Source organism: Thiomicrospira pelophila DSM 1534 (assembly GCF_000711195.1).
Classification (GTDB): domain Bacteria; phylum Pseudomonadota; class Gammaproteobacteria; order Thiomicrospirales; family Thiomicrospiraceae; genus Thiomicrospira; species Thiomicrospira pelophila.
Genome location: NZ_JOMR01000001.1, coordinates 222,566 through 242,551, shown reverse-complemented (window position 1 = coordinate 242,551; position 19,986 = coordinate 222,566). Strand labels below are relative to the sequence as shown.

The window sequence follows — 19,986 nt, the reverse complement described above, 5'->3', positions numbered from 1 at the left end:
CACCTCGCCCTTTGTTGGGCGCTAGTTAAAAAAGCGCATTAAGCGTTTTACATTATCTGCGCCCAGCAACTTATCTATATCTACTTGCCAATCTGGCTGTACAATCGATCCACTTAATTTCACCGGAACCTTCACACCTTTTAGCACGCCTAAACCTTCGGGCGGGTCTTGATAGGTAAGTTGCAACTCAGTTTCTAATGTGGCGTTCGGCAAATGCACGTTACCAAATGCTTTGGCATCGAACCGATCACTTTTTAATGTAGCTTGCTGTAAGTAATAAATACCTTTCACCACTTGACCACCTAAACGCACGTTTTCTATGCGCGTAGCATCTCCCACCTGGGTTGGCTGACCAATCAGTAAACGATTTAAATCCACGCCTAAATAAGCGCCATCAACTAAGTCAGCACTAAACAAACCATTCATGTTGTATTTTATCGCGTCCAAATTACTGCCCGCTGTGCGTAAATCGAAATGGCTCGATAATGTACCGTTTAACAAATCGTATTGCGCAACATCACGCAAAAAAGCTTGTGCGTTTAAGTTATCTAACCGACCTTTAAAGTGATATTGCGGTGTATCATTATTTACATCCACACTAAACTGACTGCGCCAGCGGCCATCGTATAAATCCGCATCAAACGGCGCAATATCAAGTTTGCCATACTCGGCATTAAAGCCCATCTGTACTTGTTGATACTGGCCTTGCCAAATTTGTAACGCATCGATTTGCAACTGCCCTTGAATTTGGCTTTCGCGCAAGGTGCTAACTGGCACACCAATCGGTAGATAGATTTTCTCAGCCGTAACTTTAATCGGCTTAGCTGATTTTACATCTGTCGCATTGGTAGCGGGACTTTCTGATTCTGTTGAGGCTTGCGTCAAACGTGCCGCATAAAAATCCATGTTAAGTTGATTCAATGCTAAATCAAACTGATAGCTCGACTGACCATTGTGTTGATAGTTAAAATAACCTTTAAACTGAGTTTTATCCAGCGTTAAGGCCATATCCTCTAGCTGCGATTTTTGCGGCGTCAACTGCCAATTGAAACGACCTTCAAGTTGGCTCAAGGCTTGGCTTTCAACGAAGTTAGGATAGGGAAGCTCAAAATAGTTCAGCCATTGACGCGGATTTAGATAACCAATATCCACTTGGCCGGCCAGGTCCAGTTTATCCCCATAATGACCAGATAAGCTAAAGCTGGTTTCGGCATCTAACGCTTTCAATTTGGCGGATTCAAGTTCAATGCGTTTATCCGCTTGCTGCCATTTCAAGCCGTTTAAGCCGAGCTGGATTTTCAACTCATTACGATCCATCTCCTCCGGCCAAAATAAAGTCATATCGGCGTTCAACTGCTTCACCGTGAGCGACCTCATATCCTTAGCAATCGACATATGACCTTGCTGATCAACATCATAGTAATGCCCGGTTTGTTCGTTTTTCAAACGACCTTGGAATTGAAGATCAAAGCCTTGTCCAAGCTCAACATCAAACGCCATTAACTCTAAATCGGAAAGCTCGTAATGTTGATTGCGCGCCGGATAACGCCAGCTCACCAAGCCATCATATAACGTGACATTGCTTAATTTAATATCAAAACGCTCAGCCAACATGGCACTCTGTTTAATCACTTGTTCGGGATTTTCGTTGACCTTTTGCCAAGTTGCCTGTTTAAAATAGGATATAGGTTTAGAGTGAGCAGACGCGAGCTGAGTTCCCCAGTTGGTTTGACCTTGGTCATCCACTTGCAAATGAATACGCGGCTCGAACAGTTCTACGCCCAATAAATGCACCTTGGCCTGGAGTAATAAAGCCACTAACGAGACACGTAAATTGATTTTTTCAAACGCCAGTAAAGGTTCATCACTTTCAGAAAATTCGTGACGTAATTGGCTTTGACCGATTTTTAGCTGCAAAGGCATCACACTGGTTTCAAGCTCGCCTTCTATGCGCAGTTGATAGCCAGTTTTGGCCGCCACTTCTTGCTCTATCATAGGTTTGTATTGGTTAAAGTCCATTAAACTGACCGCACCAAAAAAGGCCGTCAATACAAACACCGGCACGAGGAAAAACACCACGACTAAAATTCTGAGGCCACGATTAATTTTGTGTCTCATAGATCACCTATTCCAAAAAAAGTTCGATCAGCGAATTTAAATACTTCTGACCTTGAGAAGTTAATTCTAGCTGATTTTCAGTTCGAATTATCCAGTTTTCTTTTTCCATTTGTGCCAATTTTGGCTCAATGGATGCTAAATCCAAACCCGTGCGGGCGTTAAGCAAGCTCAAATCAAAGCCTCGTTGCAAGCGTAACGCGTTCAACATAAATTCAAATGTCACTTCGTTTGCAGCGACTTTATGCCAACGTCCATAGGACGGCGAACCACCAGGCCTGGTGGTTGGGTCGGCAGGTTTATCCATCAAATGCACAAATGCACCCGGCGAAGCCGGCATTTGAGAGCGCCAAATTTCAGCGGTTTGCGGCAGGGTTAATTTACCGTGTGCACCCGCCCCCAAACCAATGTAATCGCCAAATGTCCAATAGTTCAAATTATGCCGACTTTGCTGGCCGGGCTTCGCAAATGCGGAGACTTCATAATGCGCATAACCGGCTTGCTTTAATTGCTGCTGGCAAGCCAGTTGCATATCCCAGGCCAAATCTTCATCCGGCAGAACCGGCGGCTGGCGATAAAAAGGCGTGTTGGGTTCTAGGGTTAATTGATAATGCGATATATGCTTGGGCTGCGCCCTCAAGGCTTGCGTCACATCTTGTTGGGCTTGTTCTAATGTCTGGCCCGGCAAAGCAAACATCAAGTCTAAATTGAAATTATCAAAGCCCGCTCGTTTGGCCGCTTCAATCGCCGACCAGGCCTGGTGGTCATTATGAATACGGCCAAGCGCTTTTAAATGATCCGCATTAAAACTTTGAATACCAATTGAAAGCCGGTTGATTCCGGCCTGACGAAAACCAGCAAACTTGGCTTCGTCCACCGTACCGGGATTCGCTTCTAGGGTGATTTCTATATCCGACCCAAAACCCAGCAAGGCACGCAACTGCGACATCAACCAATTCAAACCTTGCACCGACATTAAGCTAGGCGTACCACCGCCAAAAAAGATCGATTGAATTGGCCGCCCCCAAACCATGGGTAAAGTCGATTCCAACTGTTTCACCAAGGCCTGAAGATAGGCTTGCTCTTGTGTCACTAAGTCGATACCGGGTTTAACATCATGCGAATTAAAGTCGCAATACGGGCACTTTTGCACACACCAGGGATAGTGAATATAAAGTGATAAAGGCAAAGGTTGGGTAAAGTGCATCATAAATTAAGTTTTGCTCAGTTGTTGCAAAGCACCAGGCCTGGTTAGGCGAGTTGTGCGACCAAAGCTTGTAACGCTTGGGCGCGATGGCTGATTTGGTTTTTTAGTTGTGCGTCAATTTCGGCGGCGCTGCATCCGTAATCCGGTAAATAAAAAATCGGGTCGTAACCAAATCCGCCATCGCCTTTAGGTTGGCGCAGTAACTCACCTTGCCAACGCCCCAAACCAATAAGCGGCGTCGGATCATTTGCATGACGTACGCACACCATCGCACAATAATAACTGGCTTGACGTTGATCGTCAGGTACCTCATGCATCGCTTCTAATAACTTATACAAGTTTTGTGTGTCGCTCGCATCGACTCCAGCATAACGGGCCGAATAAATACCCGGTTCGCCATTTAAGGCCGACACCTCGATCCCCGAATCATCTGCAATCGCAGGTAAACCGGTTTTTTGCGCAGCGAAACGTGCTTTAAGTAGGGCGTTTTCAATAAAGCTCAAGCCGGTTTCTTCAGCTTGTTCACTAAAAAAATCGGATTGCGGGCGCACATCTTTATCTGGGAACAAGGCCAACAATTCTTGTAATTTGCCGGCGTTATTGGTGGCTAACACCAAAGTTTGCATGGTCTTTCCTTTTGCCTGACCGACCACCAGGCCTGGTGGTCGGGATAATTTGAGGCCGCTTAAAAGCTTAATTAGCTTTGTTTAATCGCTTGCTTTTGTTTTTCAATTAGCTCAAAAATCGCCGCCTGTCCCATACTCATCATTTGGTTCATTTGTGCCAAACTAAACGGGGCGGCCTCAGCGGTACCTTGGACTTCGATAAAATCGCCGGTTTCCGTCATCACCAAATTCATATCGGTATCGGCATTGGAGTCTTCAGCATAATCCAAATCTACTACTACCTCGCCTTTGTAGACCCCTACCGACACCGAGGCAATGTAATGCGCTAACGGATTTTCCGTCAGTTTGCCTTGTTCAATTAAGGTTTCCAGCGCCAATACTAAAGCAACAAAGCCGCCAGTAATGGATGCGGTGCGTGTGCCGCCATCGGCTTGAATCACATCACAATCTATATAAATGGTGCGCTCGCCTAGTTTTTTTAAATCCAACGCCGCACGCAAAGAGCGCCCAATCAAGCGTTGAATTTCCAAAGTACGCCCCCCTTGTTTACCCGCCGAGGCTTCACGACGCATACGCGTATTCGTCGATCGCGGCAGCATACCGTATTCAGCGGTTAACCAACCTTGTCCTTGACCTCGCAAAAACGGTGGCACCGTGTCTTCAACTGTCGCGGTACAAATCACTTGGGTATCGCCGAATTCAATCAACACCGAGCCTTCGGCATGCTTGGTAAAATGACGAGTAATGTTGATGTCTCTTAAGGCTGGCGCGTTTCTTCCGCTGGGTCGCATGGCGTTTCCTTTTGCTTTCAATGAGTTGGACGCTTAAATAGCTAAGCTGTAAAATGAGGACATTATAAACCATCTAAGGCGTTCTAAATGAAGAGTATGACGGCGTTTGCCAACACTAACCACGCGAAAGAATGGGGCCAAATTCAGTGGGAAATTCGCGCGGTTAACCAACGGTATTTAGAACTCAATTTCCGTTTGCCGGAGGCTTATCGGTCACTCGAAATGCCGTTGCGTGAGCTATGCAAACAACAACTTGAACGTGGCAAAATCGAACTGTCGTTAAAAATCGAACTGAATCAAATCCAGTCCGAACTACCGATTAACGAAACCCTGTTGTCGCAATTAAATGAAGCCGTTTGCTTTATTCAACAACGCCTACCTGAAGCCACTCAAATTAACCCATTAGAAATGTTGCAATGGCCAGGCCTGGTGAAGGCGGAATCGCACGATACCAAACAAATTCAAGCAGACATTCTGCAGACATTTGAGCAGGCCTTGCAACAACTGAATGAGTCTCGTCAGCGTGAAGGAGAACAGTTAGCTCAGCTGATTCTGCAACGGGTCGGAACCATACGCGAACAAGTTAACAGCCTCAAGCCCCTCTTACCGAGCTTGGTACAGCAATACCAGCAACGCTTAGCTGAGCGCATTAAAGAACTCACCGCTGAGCTTGATGAAACCCGTTTGGCCATGGAAGTCGCGATCTTAGCGCAAAAAATAGACGTGGCCGAAGAGCTGGATCGAATTAACACCCACCTGGATGAAGTGGTCCGGGTAGTACCGCAACCCGGAGCGATTGGGCGCCGTCTCGACTTTTTAATGCAAGAGCTCAACCGTGAAGCGAATACTTTGGGTGCCAAGTCGATCGACACTCGCGTTAGCCAAGTCAGCATTGAACTCAAGGTTTTAATCGAACAAATTCGTGAGCAAGTACAAAATATTGTATAATATTTGTACACTTTTTAGATGGGTGCTGTATAATTATAGAAATTAGAATTATAACTAGACAAAGTTTATGGTTATAATGAACTATCTAAGTAAGTTTAAAAAAATCAAATTATTCCATAAAACTGCTTTTCACTTTAATTCTGGGGGAACAGAATGCGCAACAATCAACCCGTTAACAATAATGAATACGAAGTCGCTGAAGGCCAAATCTTGGTCTCCAAAACCGACTTAGCAGGCACGATTTTAGAGTGTAATGATGCATTTGAAGCCGCCAGTGGATTTACACGCGATGAGTTGATTGGTCAACCGCATAATATGATCCGCCACCCAGATGTTCCCCCTGCGGTTTATGCGGATATGTGGGCGGATTTGAAAGCCGGTATTCCTTGGACTCAACTAGTCAAAAATCGTCGTAAAGACGGCGGATTCTATTGGGTTAAAGCTCGCGCCACCCCCTTATTTAAAGACGGAATGATCACCGGATACATGTCGGTTCGTACACGCATTGACGCGGCTGATAAACAAGCCGCCAACCAAGCCTACCGTGACATTGCTTCTGGCAAAGCTAAAATCAAACACGGCCGTGTTATTTACGGTTTAAACACCAATGGCTTGAATATTTTTGCTCACTTTAACCCAGCTCTGCAATTAGCTTTAGCTGGTATTGTTTTGGCTTTAATTCCTAACTTGTTAATGCTGTTGGGGATTAAACTGTTTAGCCCGTTATTGAATGAAATTCTTGCCTTTATCTTGGTTGCCATTTTAATTAGTTATGGTATTAGCTTAACCCGCAATCAACAAAAAGTGGTCGATGCTTTGCGCCAATTAGCGGGTGGCGAACCTTTGACAGACGTTAACTATGACCCAATCACCTATGCTGGAAAGCTACGAAATGCCGTGGTATCCACCAATTTATCTTTTCTGGAGCAACGTGAAGAAAGCGCTTATCAGCTAGACCGTTCACGTCAACTGCAAACCGCTCTGGATAAACTCCAAAGTAATGTGATGATGGCCAATGCTAATTTTGACATTATTTATATGAACGACCATATTAAGAGCTTTTTATCCGCTCGTGAGGCCCGTTTAAAGAAGGTATTGCCAAAGTTTGATGCAAAAAACCTAGTCGGCATGAACATTGATGTATTCCATAAAGACCCATCACATCAACGTGCCATGATTTCAAAGTTAACGGATTCCTATACCGCTAAGATTGAAGTTGCTGGCTACCATTTTGAACTGAGTATGCTGCCGATCTTTAACCGTGCTGGTATTCGTACCGCTACCTTAGTCGAATGGCGCGATCTAACCCAAGAAGTTCAGCTTCTGGAGAATGTTGGTGCCACCGTGACACGCGCTCAAAAAGGTTACTTAAGTGATCGTATTGATTTATCCAAAGTTGATGGGGTCGCACAAGATTTGAGTCACTCTATTAATGACTTAATGGATGCCATCCAAGGTGCCATGAATGATGTTATCCGTGTCACCACCGGTATGGCCGAAGGGGATTTAACCCAAACGATCGAAAACGATTTTGAAGGCGAACTGGGTCAGTTGACCCATGCGATTAACAGTTCGATCTCACGTTTAGATGGTATTGTCTCAGTCGCGATTGAAGCTGCAAATGTTGTCGGTGGTGCGGCGACGGAAGTGTCGCAAGGCTCAAATGACTTAAGTGAGCGCGTACAACAACAAGCCGCCGCCTTAGAAGAAACTTCGGCCACCATGGACGAGATGAACTCGGCGATTCAAAACAACACCCAAAATGCCAACCAAGCGGCTGATTTGGCACAAGATGTACAAGGTAAAGCCACCCAAGGCTCTGAGGTGATGCAGCAAACCATTGAAGCGATGAACTCGATTCAGGCTTCAAGCCACAAGATTGCCGACATCGTTACCCTGATTGATGGCATTGCTTTCCAAACCAACTTGCTGGCCTTAAATGCCGCTGTTGAAGCCGCCAGAGCGGGGGATCACGGTCGCGGCTTTGCGGTAGTCGCGGGCGAAGTGCGTGCCTTGGCGCAGAAATCAGCCGAAGCGGCCAAAGACATCAAAAAATTGATTGATGAAAGTGTCGGCCGAATTGATCACGGTACCAAGCTGGCCTCCGAATCTGGTGATATGTTAAAAGCCATTACCGGTTCGGTGAACGAGGTTACCTCCATGATCAATGAAATTGCGAAAGCATCCGGTGAACAGGCCGCCGGCATTAGCCAAGTGCATGACGCGATAAACAGCATTGACCAGGTTACGCAGCAAAACGCGGCGTTAGTAGAAGAAACCACCGCTGCATCAGAAAGCATGAGTGAACAAGCGCGCAACCTATCGGAAGATATGGCCTTCTTTAAAACCACCGGGAACGTCAAAGGTGAGCGCCAAATTCGTGGCTTAAGCAGCGGCCACGGAACTGCGCCTGCTAACTCTGCCAAAGCGCTACATAAACCCGCTGCTACACAAAGCAAACTAAGCCAAAAACCTGCGGCTTTGCCTCCGGTTAAAAAAGCTCAGTCTGCTAAATCTGAAAACACTTCCGATGAATGGGCTGAGTTTTAAAAAAACTTAACCTGAGCTCCATACCCATGGGTTAAAGCGACGAGCCTTTAACCCACCTTTTATTCAGGAAAAGTTGTGCAAACGATCAACCACTTATATGAATCCCCACAAGCCTTAAGAGACTTTTTAAAACAAGACTTGTTTGAGCGTTCGTCGATTTTATTGCAAGTGTTTGTAGGGCAACTGGATAAGACACGCATCCAGGCACTTTTAAACTCTATTCTCACAACCCATCCGCATATTACGATTATTGGCACTTCCACCAGTGGTGAAATCGCCGATGGCAAGGTTTTAAATCAGCAAATTCTGCTGAGCTTTAGTGTGTTTGAATCGACCCAACTGTCTAGTTTTTATCTTACTGACACCTCCTATCAACAAGGCCTAGACCTTGCTAACCAGGCGCTAAAGCTGAAAGCTAAAGGTTTGATTTTATTTGCCGACACCCTGCAATCCCCACCCGATCACTTACTTAAGGGACTCAGTGACCAAGCACCGGATTTGATCGTTTCTGGAGGCAATGCGGGCGACAACGATCAGTTTAAACAAAGCCTATTAATACACCAATCCGAAATCTATCAACAAGGTGTGGTGGGCGCTTTCTTAATCAACCCTGATTTAACCCTGCATAATGATTTTGTTTTAGATTGGGTGCCAATCGGCCCGAAAATGACCGTCACACGTTGTCAAAACGAGGTGGTGTTTGAGCTAAACCATCAACCCATTTTGGATGTTTACCGGCATTACTTAGGTGATGAAGTCGCCTTAAGTATTCCACAAAGCATTATGGAATTTCCGTTGATCATCGATCAAAACGGATTACAAGTTGGGCGTTCTGCCGTCGCCGAGACAGATAACGGGGGCTTGATATATGCAGGTCGTTTTAAAGAAGGGGATCAGGTTTACTTTGGTGTCGCCGACTATACTCAGCTAATACAAGCCTCCACCCAAAAAGCGGCTGAAATTGGAGCCAACCTTCCGATTGAGTCGATATTTATCTATTCCTGTACGGCTCGTCATGCTTTTTTAAAAGAGCATATTCAGCCTGAACTCAAAGCCTTAACCGCGCTTGCGCCAAGCGCTGGTTTTTTTACTTATGGTGAATATTTTCACTACCAGAAAACCAATGCGTTATTAAATATCAGTACCACTTTTTTAACCTTGTCTGAATCCACAGATTCTAAACCTACCGTTAAATTATCACGTGACTCTCAGACACTACAAAACGCTTCAACTATGCGTTCATTGGCACATTTAGCGAATGTGACCACCCAGGAACTCAACACTAACATTCAGTTTCTCGAGCAATATAAAAATGCATTGGATGAAACCGCGATTGTGTCCAAGTCTGATCTGGCCGGCCGCATTACTTATATAAACAAAGCCTTCGAAAAAATTTCTGGGTATAAAGAGTACGAAGTAATCGGAAAAAACCACAACATATTACGCCACCCCGACATGCCTAGCGAGACATTTAAAGAGCTTTGGGACACGATTCAAGCCAACCAGGCTTGGAGCGGTGTGATTAAAAACAAACGCAAGGACGGTAGCGCATATTTTGTGCAAAGCAGCATTTTGCCGATTACCAATGCCAATGGACAGATTATTGAATACATCAGTATTCGTAAAGACATCACTGCACTAGTAGAACAAGAACAACAATTAAAAGAACAGCGTCTGGATAAGTTGACCGGATTACCTAATCGGCGCCAACTTTTAATCGATATGGAGGCAAGCAACTCTACCTTTTTGGCCTTGCTTGATATTCGAAACTTTAGGGCTTTTAATGATTTTTATGGCTTTGACTTTTCCGATCAAATTCTCATAAGCTTTTCAAGCTGGCTATACCGTCACTGCGGAGAATACGGCTTTACTTTATACCGCATTCATGGCGACCAGTTTGTGATTCGACCGGATCAATCCGTCTCATCCAAAGCGTTCGCTTTTGCTCTGCAAACCCTTAAATCAAGCGCACTTGAAAATACGTTTGAAGTCGAGGGTGCCATGATTGATCTGGATGTTGTATTTGGCATAGGCGAAGGTGAGCGGTATCAACTACAACTAGCCGAACGAGCTCTCTCCAAAGCCAAGCTCAGTCCATTATCAAATAATATACCTATTGAAGAAGCACATATTTCTGCGTCGCTTGACCATGTTTTCTGGTTGCATAGATTGCGCGATGCATTACAAGAGAACCGGATTGTTAATTTTTATCAGCCGATTGTGAATCCGCTTAATCTGGCTGAAAAAAAATACGAAGCGCTCGTTCGCATGATTTCAAGCAATGGCGACATTATTAGTCCGGCGCAGTTTTTAGACATCGCCAAACAAACGCGTTATTACGCGCAAATTACACGTTGTGTTTATGATGCTGCGCTTTTATTTGCGAACAAAACCGGTGCTAATATTTCGATTAATCTTTCCATCCAAGATATCGAAAACCAGCAATTAAGACAGTATTTACTAGATCATTTGCGTGACCTTTCACAAGGAAAAATCACATTTGAAGTCACCGAAACAGAGTCAATTCAAGACTACACCAACATTCACCAGTTTATTTTGGATGCTAAGTCACGTGGTGCCGAAATTGCGATTGACGACTTTGGCAGTGGTTATTCCAACTTCTCCTACTTGGTGCAAATGGATGCGGATTACTTGAAAATAGATGGCTCGATCATTAGCAAAATTTTAGAAGATAATAACAGTTTACTCGTTGCCGAAAGCATTATAGACATCGCCAAAAAGCTGGGGATCCGAGTCGTTGCTGAGTTTGTTAGTAGCTCACAAATCGCCGCCAAATTAAAAGAATATGATGTGGAGTTTTATCAGGGCTATGAATACGGTGCCCCCCAAGACCTGACATCCCTTAATGACGATTCAATAAAATAAGTGGCTAACTATAAGGCTTGTATAAAAATCTAGTGTTTCGTTTCTTGACCGAAATCAAACTTTCACTTAACTGGTGGCAACTAAGATTTGAAATTTACAAGTTATAGCGGTATATTTCACCAACGTAAACTTATAAAACTATTTTGAGGCGATAAACATGGACCAAAAAGACAAGAAAAACCTAGTTCAATTCATAATCGGTATAGTGGTTGCATTCGTCCTACCATTATTGGTTTTCATGGGCATCTACCTAGACCTTTTACCAGGCTCTTTACTACAGGTAATCGGTATGATTGGCGTTATTTCAGCCGTAGCACTGATTGTTGGTGGTGGTTTATATATGGCTTGGAGCGATATTAAAACCGGACGTTATAAAAACCGCGGTTAAGTCTACGCCAAGAACACAAAATTTTATCAAAAACCTGTTTTGCCTATTAATAAAATAGTGTCGAACAGGTTTTTTATTACTCGTATCAAAAGCTTCAGGTATCCCAACAAACCCATCCCAAAACCTTAAATTTACCCTGTCTGGTTCAATCAAAAAATACAATTAGCCTCAACCGAACCAAAAAGGTTTTTAACGTCAGATTCTTCGGCCAAAACTGAGATGAAGCTTTTGTGGCAAGCATACCCAAACCAATCTAATTAACGTACAATAACCTTTTAAATTAAGCTGTTACGAAATAAGACCATGACATCTGAAAATCAAGATTCATCTGGGCGTGAAACGCCTAAAGCCAAAAAACGCTCTATCTGGAAAATCCTATTTTTGACGTTTTTTATTCTGGGTTTAATACCAGTGCTGGCCTTGACGGCTTATGTAATCAAGGTTTACCCGACCCTTCCAGACGCCTCAACCTTAAAAAACATTTCTTATCAGGTTCCGCTACGCATTGAAACCAAAGACGGTAAGCTCATCACCGAAATTGGTGAAAAACGCCGTCTACCTTTGGAATATCACCAAATTCCTGAACGCATGACGCAAGCGATTATTTCAGCTGAAGATGAAAATTTCTATGAGCATGGCGGAGTCGACTATAAAGGTATCGCACGTGCGGTTTTTGAACTGATCACCACCGGCTCTAAACAGTCCGGCGGCTCAACCGTAACGATGCAAGTTGCGCGTAACTTCTTTCTAAGTAGCGAGCGTTCTTATACCCGTAAACTAAACGAAATCATTTTGTCTTACAAAATCGAACATGAACTCAGCAAACAAGAGATCATGGCATTGTATTTAAACAAAATCTTCTTAGGGCATCGCTCTTATGGGGTCGCAGCCGCCGCCAAAACTTATTACGGTAAAGAATTAGCCAATCTGGATTTACACGAGTTTGCGACGATTGCAGGTTTACCTAAAGCGCCTTCGGCTTACAATCCAGTGGTGAACCCACCTCGCGCCAAGCTACGGCGTAATTATGTACTGCGTCGTATGCACGAACTGGGTTTTATTACTCAAAATGAAATGATCTTGGCGCAAAGTGCGCCGATTGAAGTTACCTTAACGGGTGTGCGGATTGAAGTAGAAGCCAACTACGTAGCTGAAATGGCGCGCCGTTGGGCGTTAGAGCGCTTTGGTGAAGATGCGCTTAACATGGGCCTCACCATTATCACGACGATTGATAGTCAGCATCAAGAATACGCTAATCAAGCCGTTCGTGATGGGCTACAAGACTATGAACGTCGACATGGTTTTCGCGGCCCGCTCATTTCGTTGGTGCCGACGGTAATGACAAATCGTGAACAAATTCTAGAAGCGATTGGTCAATTTGCCGCACCCGGTGATTTAGCGGTGGGCGCAGTCACAGATGTGACCGAAGACCAGGCCTGGTTGATGATTCGTGACGGTTCCGAAGTAAAAATTCGGTTTGAAACCATGCAATGGGCCGCACGTTTCTTAGACGTCAACCTTACCGGCCCGGCACCTGAATCGGCGGAAGACATTCTAAAGAAAGGCGATGTGGTTTATATCACACGTCAAAATGACGAATGGACACTGGCTCAAAACCCGAACGTCGAAACCGGTATGGTGTCGTTAAGTCCAAGAGACGGTGCTATTTATTCGCTTGTCGGTGGTTTTGATTATTTCAAAAGCACTTTTAACCGCGCCACCCAAGCCAAGCGTCAATTGGGATCGGCTTTTAAGCCGTTTTTATACTCAGCGGCGCTAGAGCGAGGCTATACCGCCGCTAGCGTGATCAATGATGCCCCAGTGGTTTTCCATGATGATGCATTAGAAGATATTTGGCGTCCAGAAAACTTTTCGGGGCGTTTTTATGGCCCCACTCGGATTCGCCAGGCGATCGCTTATTCACGAAACCTGGTACCGATCCGCTTATTACAAGACATTGGCATACATCCAACCATTCATCATGCGAGTTTATTTGGTTTACCGCTAGAAGAGCTCAACAAACAGCGCAATCTTTCGCTTGCGCTAGGTTCAGCTCAGTTCACGCCGCTCCAAGCGGCTCGCGCTTTTGCCGTATTTGCCAACGGTGGCTATTTAATTGATCCTTATTTTGTGAAAGAAGTGCGTGATTTTAATGGTAAGGCACTATATAAAGCCGAACCCAAAAAGTCATGTCAAATTCATTGTTTCGAAAACGACCCTACCCTTGCACCGCAGGTGATTACGCCACAAAATGCTTTCATTATGACCTCGATGCTACAGGATGTAATTCAATATGGTACAGGCCGAAGTGCTCGGGTATTAGACCGCATGGATATTGCGGGCAAATCAGGAACAACCAACCAACAATTTGACGGCTGGTTTATCGGCTATAACCCTGATGTTGTGTCGAGTGTTTGGGTCGGGTTTGATAACCCAAGTAGCTTAGGCCGTCGTGAAACATCAGGTCGAGCCGCCTTGCCAATTTGGATCAACTATATGCGCGAAGCATTAAAAGACTCACCTAATGCGCCGTTTCTACAGCCTGAAGGTTTAGTCAATATTCCCATTGATCCAAGCACTGGAACCCCAGTACCAGCCGATACACCCAAAGCGATTTTTGAAATATTTTATGAAAAGAATGCGCCCGAAATACCCGATGTCACGCCCACTAATTTGCGTGATTTAACCCGAGAGTTATTTCAATGAGAGATCAAGCTTGGTTAACCCCGATTATCCAACAAGCTTTGGGGGATAAAATCGAAGTTAAACAAGCTAAAGGCATCAGCGGTGGAGATATCCACCAGGCCTGGTGGTTACAAACTAGCCAAGGTGATTATTTCTTAAAAACCAACCATCCTAAAGCGCAGGCGTTGTTTGCCAGTGAAGCTTTGGCGCTTGACGTGATTCAGGCGACTCAAACCATTTGTAGCCCTCAGGTCATTCACCATGGTGCGAACAAACACCAGGCCTGGTTGTTGATGCAATACATAGAGATGCAATCACAGGGTGATGATTATTTACGCGGTCAACAACTTGCTCAAATGCACCGCCAAACCCATCCCCAATTTGGTTGGCAACAAAATAATTTCATTGGCCATACTCCGCAGCTCAATACCTGGCAAGACAGTTGGCCCGACTTTTACGCTCAACAACGACTTAAACCTCAGCTTCAATTAGCCCAACAAAATGGCGCACCGATAACATTAATCGAACTCGTTGAACAGCTGATCAGCAAAATCGACTCTTTTTTTCAAACCTACCAGCCACAAGCTTCACTGCTACATGGCGACCTGTGGGCGGGAAATAGCGCATTTGATACCCAAGGTTTACCTATAATATTTGATCCCGCCAGTTATTATGGCGATCGTGAAACCGACATCGCCATGACTGAGTTATTTGGCGGCTACAGTGACCAATTTTATGCGGGTTACGAATCCGAATGGCCTTTAGACTCTGGCTATCAAAGCCGTAAAAATTTATATAACCTCTATCATGTGCTGAATCACTACAATCTTTTCGGCGGCTACTATGCACAGCAAGCTGAACGCTTACTTCGTGAATTGGTGGCTTAGTTTAGGTATAATCGGCCGATTGATTTTTGCTTTTAACGATTAGGATAAACTTATGAAACTCATTCTTTTAGGCGCACCCGGCGCTGGCAAAGGCACTCAGGCCCAGTTTTTAACTAAACAATACGATATTCCACAAATCTCAACTGGCGATATGCTGCGCGCGGCGATCAAAGCAGGATCAGAAATGGGTAAACTGGCTAAGTCGTTTATGGACGAAGGCAAGTTGGTTACAGATGAGGTGATTATTGGCTTGGTTAAAGAGCGCATTGCTCAACCGGACTGTGAAAAGGGTTTCTTATTAGACGGTTTCCCACGCACCGTTCCGCAAGCCGACGCCTTAGCCGAAGCTGGCGTGAGCATTGATGCGGTGGTTGAAATTGATGTGCCGGATGAAGTGATTGTTGAACGTATGTCAGGCCGTCGTGCGCACTTGGCATCAGGTCGTACCTACCATATCGTGTATAACCCACCTAAAGTGGAAGGCAAGGACGACGAAACCGGTGAAGAACTGGTGCAGCGTGATGATGATAAGCCCGAAGTGGTCAAAGATCGTCTTGCGGTTTATCACAAACAAACCGCACCATTAGTCGACTACTACCAAAATGTGGCGGATAAAAACCCATCTCTTAAATACGTTCGCATTGACGGTACTCAGCCGATTGCAAAAGTAGAAAAAGCGATTATTTCAGCTTTAAAATAAGTACCGCTTCAACCAAAAAAACCGCTCATTAATAGGGCGGTTTTTTTGGCTTTAAAAGTTAGTCACGCTAGCCATCCTAAGAAGCTAAGACTAATCTGGCTCTGGGCTTATTGAGGGTAGACGGCATCTCAAAGTAAGCCATATCATTTTGTAAGATACTTGACTGCTCGCTCAAGGTGTGAGAGGAGGCGGTTGTTTCTTCTACCAAAGCTGCATTTTGTTGGGTTGCATCATCTATTTGCGTAATCGCACTGTTGACCTGACGAATGCCTTCCGACTGCTCGGCCGATGCATTGGCAATTTGCATGATCATCGCCACCATTTCATCAATGGATGAAGTAATCCCACCTAAGGATTCACCCGATTCGGTGGCTAAACTTGTACCCTCATTGATGCGGAATACACTTTCATCTATCAACTTTTTAATTCCTTTAGCCGCTTCGGCTGATTTTTGTGCCAGCGCCCGCACTTCACCCGCAACTACCGCAAATCCACGCCCATGATCACCCGCACGAGCCGCTTCAACGGCGGCATTTAAAGCCAGCAAGTTGGTTTGAAATGCAATCCCATCAATCAAAGTGACAATCTCCGAGATTTTATGGCTAGAAGCTTGGATTTCGGACATGGCTTCGATCGTTTTTTGCATTACTTGAGCGCTATCGGTCGATTTTACTTGCACCTGCTTCGCCATATCGGCGGTGCGTTGCGCATTATCCGTAGTGTTTTGTACCGCCGAGGTCATTTGTTCCATAGTGGCCGATGTTTCTTCGATGGCGGCCGCCTGCTGCTGTACACGCTGACTTAGATCACTTGAGCCTTGCGCCACTTCATCGGCCGCATGACTCACAATATCAGAGGCGTTAATCGCATTCGTGATCACATCTGTCAATTTTTCTGACATGGCATTAAAACCATCCGACAGTAATTTAATCTGATCGCGGAACATTGACTCCTCATCCTCTGCCAAATGTCTCTTCATACGCACATTCAAATCGCCCCCCGCGAAACAAATTAGCACCTGAGTAGCATCATCTACCACTTGCTTTAATAATTGTGTAGTTTTGTTTGCACCGATATCGGTGGCGTATTTGACCACTTTATAAGGTTCACCATCCACATTAAAAACAGGGTTATAACTGGCTTCTAACCAAAGTTCTTCACCATTTTTCTTAAGGCGTCGATAAGTTCCGCTGCTTAATTCACCTTTCGCTAAATTTGTCCAGAATTCACGGTATTCGGCTGATTTAGCGTAATCTGAATCAACAAATAAACGATGATGTTGTCCTATTATTTCACTTAGCTCATAACCCACCGCCTGACAAAAATTGGGGTTGGCCGTTAAAATATTACCTTGTAAATCAAATTCGATCACCGCCATGGCGCGACTGATGGCCACAATTTTGGCATTCGATTCGGTTTCGGCCTCTACTTGCTTGCTAATATCGGTAGCAAACTTAACCACTTTTGTAACCTGATTATTTTCATTAAAAATCGGGTTATAACTGGCCTCTAACCAAATGGTGTGACCTTGTTTATTTATTCGTTTAAATCGTTGTTGTAATACTTTACCCTGGGCTAGTTCTTGCCAAAAATTCTGATATTCAACCGAATTTTTAATCTCATCTGGTACAAAAATACGGTGATGTTGGCCAACTACCTGACTTAACTGATAACCCACCGTATCCAAAAAATTTTGATTCGCATGACGAATTTCGCCTTGCGGACTAAACTCAATCACCGCCATCGACTTATCTAGAGCTTCTAGAATAGAGTTAAAATTCGCTGTTTGTTTCTGACAAGCTTCTAATTGATTTTTTAGTTTTGTGTTGAACATCTACCACCTCATTATTTGTCTTGGTTATCAAGTAACGAGATTTCGAAACGATAACGTTACAATTATTATACATAATTCCGACTAAACAACTCGGTTAATTGTACAGTTTATGTACAATTAATTTACACAAAGCATGAGAAGCACTGGCTGCCGAGAGGCTGGATGTTGCACCAGTGCGATAGAAATGAACGTTTTATCTTAAACGTTTCTTAAGATACGCGTAGTTAGAGGTTTTGCAGAAAAGTCGTCACATCGGCCGCATGACCTTGCATAACGATCGGTTGAGGATAACGTTTTAATTGGTAGTCATACATCGGGTCGTAGTAATCGGTGAGCAGCTGATCAATCCAATCTAGGTGTTTAATTGGATCACCGGTACGCTGTTGCCACAACCAGGCCTGGTCAAACGATTGTCTGACCCGTGCATAGCCCACCCCACCTAAACGTTTGGCGATGCGTTCAAAACGTGACTGCATATAGTCAACCCAGGCGGCTAAATCGACGTACTCGGTTTGTGCCTCCAGCACATATTCAGTCAAAATATTCTGTCGACGCTGCTCAAACGGAGTGTCGAGTAGAATACGATCACCGGATTTAATCGCAGCATATAGCGACTGATTTAAATGCACCGAGCCGATATTGCGCGCTTCATCTTCAAATAACCAATTAGGCTGTGACTGCGCATCCAACTCAATCATGCGATACGCCAGCTGATTTTCAAAATCAATTTGGCTGGGTTGCGACCAAGCATGTCGTCCAAAGGTCGAGCCGCGATGTTGTGCCAAGCCTTCTAAATCGACCTCAAAATCGACCGAGTTTAATACCTGGGTTTTACCGGAACCGGTTCGCCCCGCCAGTACCCAAGGCTTTCGCTGGCCGGATTGGAGCTTGACCGCCATTTCATCCAACGACTGCATTAAATAATGCCGAAAGGCTTTATAGCCGCCTTTGATTCGAATTATCTCAAACCCCGCCTGCATCATCCATTGTTGCGAAATTCGAGAGCGTAAGCCGCCCCGAAAACAATAGATTAAAGCTTGCGGGTGCTGGCGTTTAAACTCACACCAAGCCTGAATACGCGGAGCCCTGACGGTTTCATTCACCAGCTGATGGCCCAGCTCAATCGCTTTTTGTTGACCTTGCTCTTTATAACAAAGTCCAACCTGCTGGCGTTCGTCATCCTGCATTAAAGGTAAGTTCAGCGCATTCGGAATCGCGCCTTTGGAAAATTCAGTTGGCGCACGAACATCGATTAGCGGGGTTTGATTTAATAGGATTGAACGAAAATCATCGGTGGTCGGCAGTTCATTACTCACGAAACCACCTCAACAATCGGAGCACCAGGCCTGGTGCTTGCAAAAGTCGAGCCGATCGACTGCAAAGCCAAGCCCTGTTGCGCACAAACCTCTAGGAATTCGGCTAGGCCTTCGCGCTTCACCATCACCAGTAATCCGCCGGAAGTTTGAGGATCACATAGCAGATCTCGACTTTTATCATCCAGATCGCCCACTTTGTCTGCAAAACTCTGCCAGTTTCGCGACGTTCCACCAGGAACACAACCCTGCGCCAAATAATGTTCGACTTTGGGTAACAACGGAATTTGATCAAGAAGCAAACGCGCTTGTACTTGGCTAGCTTCGCAGACTTCAATTAAATGACCTAGCAAACCAAATCCGGTCACATCCGTCATTACTTTCACCGACTCTAATCGGGCCAATTCGGTGCCAATGGAATTTAACTGGCACATGGTTTCTATCGCCGTATTTAGGTCAAGCGGATCAACTTTTTTCTGCTTTTGCGCGGTGGTTAAAATCCCCACGCCTAACGGTTTGGTTAAAAATATTTCGCAATCTGGCTCGGCCATGTGATTACATTTTAAAAATCGATTCTCAACCAAACCGGTGACGGCTAAACCAAAAATCGGTTCTGGCGCATCAATTGAATGACCCCCCGCCAACGGAATACCGGCGACCTCGCAAACACTGCGCCCGCCAGCGATAACCTGAGCTGCGACATCAGCTCCTAATTTATCAATCGGCCAACCAAAAATAGCAATCGCCATTAAGGGTTTTCCACCCATCGCATAAATATCAGAAATGGCATTGGTAGCGGCGATTCGACCGAAGGTAAAAGGGTCATCCACAATTGGCATAAAAAAGTCGGTGGTGGATAACACAGAGCGGCCATCACCAAGATCAAATGCAGCCGCATCGTCCTTGGCGCTGTGACCGACCAATAAACCAGGGAAAGTTAATTCAGATTTGGCGCCTTGCAGGATCGAATCCAACAAGGCCGGAGAAATTTTGCAACCACAACCTGCGCCGTGGCTGTATTGCGTGAGAGAAACTGTCATAAGGTTATGTCTAAAC

General features: G+C 44.9%; 14 protein-coding genes. 7 read left to right on the top strand and 7 right to left on the bottom strand.

Going from position 1 to position 19,986, the window contains the following annotated elements; genetic code table 11:
- Positions 1-21: 21 nt before the first annotated feature.
- From N746_RS0101160 to rph, 4 genes are all read right to left on the bottom strand, one after another.
- On the bottom strand, positions 22-2,118 hold the full coding sequence (locus N746_RS0101160; RefSeq protein WP_029933531.1) for an AsmA family protein: 2,097 nt from the start codon (positions 2,116-2,118) through the stop codon (positions 22-24).
- Between the two features lie 7 nt (positions 2,119-2,125).
- Positions 2,126-3,325 carry a radical SAM family heme chaperone HemW gene (gene hemW / locus N746_RS0101155; protein ID WP_029933530.1) on the bottom strand — a complete coding sequence of 400 codons (1,200 nt, stop codon included), beginning with the start codon at positions 3,323-3,325 and terminating at the stop codon, positions 2,126-2,128.
- Positions 3,326-3,366: 41 nt separating this feature from the next.
- Positions 3,367-3,948, bottom strand: a complete 582-nt coding sequence (gene rdgB, locus N746_RS0101150; RefSeq protein ID WP_029933529.1) for an RdgB/HAM1 family non-canonical purine NTP pyrophosphatase — start codon at positions 3,946-3,948, stop codon at positions 3,367-3,369.
- A gap of 71 nt (positions 3,949-4,019) precedes the next feature.
- On the bottom strand, positions 4,020-4,739 hold the full coding sequence (gene rph / locus N746_RS0101145; protein WP_029933528.1) for a ribonuclease PH: 720 nt from the start codon (positions 4,737-4,739) through the stop codon (positions 4,020-4,022).
- Between the two features lie 87 nt (positions 4,740-4,826).
- Between rph and N746_RS0101140 the strand changes: the two genes are divergently transcribed.
- From N746_RS0101140 to adk, 7 genes are all read left to right on the top strand, one after another.
- Positions 4,827-5,687 (top strand): YicC/YloC family endoribonuclease, encoded by an 861-nt coding sequence (locus N746_RS0101140; RefSeq protein ID WP_029933527.1) that lies wholly within the window; start codon positions 4,827-4,829, stop codon positions 5,685-5,687.
- Positions 5,688-5,840: 153 nt separating this feature from the next.
- A complete protein-coding gene (locus tag N746_RS10930; protein ID WP_051678432.1) occupies positions 5,841-8,237 on the top strand; it encodes a methyl-accepting chemotaxis protein in 2,397 nt (798 codons plus the stop codon).
- A gap of 75 nt (positions 8,238-8,312) precedes the next feature.
- Positions 8,313-11,123: an EAL domain-containing protein gene (locus N746_RS0101130; RefSeq protein WP_029933525.1), complete on the top strand. Its 2,811-nt coding sequence runs from the start codon at positions 8,313-8,315 to the stop codon at positions 11,121-11,123.
- Between the two features lie 157 nt (positions 11,124-11,280).
- A complete protein-coding gene (locus N746_RS0101125) occupies positions 11,281-11,511 on the top strand; it encodes a hypothetical protein (protein ID WP_029933524.1) in 231 nt (76 codons plus the stop codon).
- 303 nt (positions 11,512-11,814) lie between these two features.
- Positions 11,815-14,217: a penicillin-binding protein 1A gene (locus N746_RS0101120; protein WP_029933523.1), complete on the top strand. Its 2,403-nt coding sequence runs from the start codon at positions 11,815-11,817 to the stop codon at positions 14,215-14,217.
- The gene (locus tag N746_RS0101115) at positions 14,214-15,083 is read left to right on the top strand and encodes a fructosamine kinase family protein (RefSeq protein WP_029933522.1); all 870 of its coding nucleotides are present in this window, start codon (positions 14,214-14,216) and stop codon (positions 15,081-15,083) included. Before N746_RS0101120 ends, N746_RS0101115 begins: the two co-directional genes overlap by 4 nt.
- Before the next feature lie 52 nt (positions 15,084-15,135).
- Positions 15,136-15,783 carry an adenylate kinase gene (gene adk, locus N746_RS0101110; protein ID WP_029933521.1) on the top strand — a complete coding sequence of 216 codons (648 nt, stop codon included), beginning with the start codon at positions 15,136-15,138 and terminating at the stop codon, positions 15,781-15,783.
- Positions 15,784-15,859: 76 nt separating this feature from the next.
- On the opposite strand, the gene N746_RS0101105 is transcribed toward adk, so the two are convergent.
- The 3 genes from N746_RS0101105 to selD form a co-directional block, all read right to left on the bottom strand.
- Complete coding sequence (locus N746_RS0101105; protein ID WP_029933520.1) at positions 15,860-17,617, bottom strand: methyl-accepting chemotaxis protein; 1,758 nt, start codon at positions 17,615-17,617, stop codon at positions 15,860-15,862.
- A gap of 224 nt (positions 17,618-17,841) precedes the next feature.
- Positions 17,842-18,933 carry a tRNA 2-selenouridine(34) synthase MnmH gene (gene mnmH / locus N746_RS0101100; protein WP_029933519.1) on the bottom strand — a complete coding sequence of 364 codons (1,092 nt, stop codon included), beginning with the start codon at positions 18,931-18,933 and terminating at the stop codon, positions 17,842-17,844.
- Positions 18,930-19,970, bottom strand: coding sequence for a selenide, water dikinase SelD (gene selD, locus N746_RS0101095; protein WP_029933518.1), 1,041 nt, complete (start codon positions 19,968-19,970; stop codon positions 18,930-18,932). Before selD ends, mnmH begins: the two co-directional genes overlap by 4 nt.
- Between the last annotated feature and the right edge of the window lie 16 nt (positions 19,971-19,986).

Coding starts and splice junctions, on each gene's coding strand:
- N746_RS10930 (WP_051678432.1), top strand. CDS start 5,841: ATGCGCAACAATCAACCCGTTAACAATAATGAATACGAAGTCGCTGAA.
- N746_RS0101160 (WP_029933531.1), bottom strand. CDS start 2,118: ATGAGACACAAAATTAATCGTGGCCTCAGAATTTTAGTCGTGGTGTTT.
- N746_RS0101120 (WP_029933523.1), top strand. CDS start 11,815: ATGACATCTGAAAATCAAGATTCATCTGGGCGTGAAACGCCTAAAGCC.
- rph (WP_029933528.1), bottom strand. CDS start 4,739: ATGCGACCCAGCGGAAGAAACGCGCCAGCCTTAAGAGACATCAACATT.
- N746_RS0101125 (WP_029933524.1), top strand. CDS start 11,281: ATGGACCAAAAAGACAAGAAAAACCTAGTTCAATTCATAATCGGTATA.
- adk (WP_029933521.1), top strand. CDS start 15,136: ATGAAACTCATTCTTTTAGGCGCACCCGGCGCTGGCAAAGGCACTCAG.
- selD (WP_029933518.1), bottom strand. CDS start 19,970: ATGACAGTTTCTCTCACGCAATACAGCCACGGCGCAGGTTGTGGTTGC.
- hemW (WP_029933530.1), bottom strand. CDS start 3,325: ATGATGCACTTTACCCAACCTTTGCCTTTATCACTTTATATTCACTAT.
- N746_RS0101115 (WP_029933522.1), top strand. CDS start 14,214: ATGAGAGATCAAGCTTGGTTAACCCCGATTATCCAACAAGCTTTGGGG.
- N746_RS0101105 (WP_029933520.1), bottom strand. CDS start 17,617: ATGTTCAACACAAAACTAAAAAATCAATTAGAAGCTTGTCAGAAACAA.
- rdgB (WP_029933529.1), bottom strand. CDS start 3,948: ATGCAAACTTTGGTGTTAGCCACCAATAACGCCGGCAAATTACAAGAA.
- N746_RS0101140 (WP_029933527.1), top strand. CDS start 4,827: ATGAAGAGTATGACGGCGTTTGCCAACACTAACCACGCGAAAGAATGG.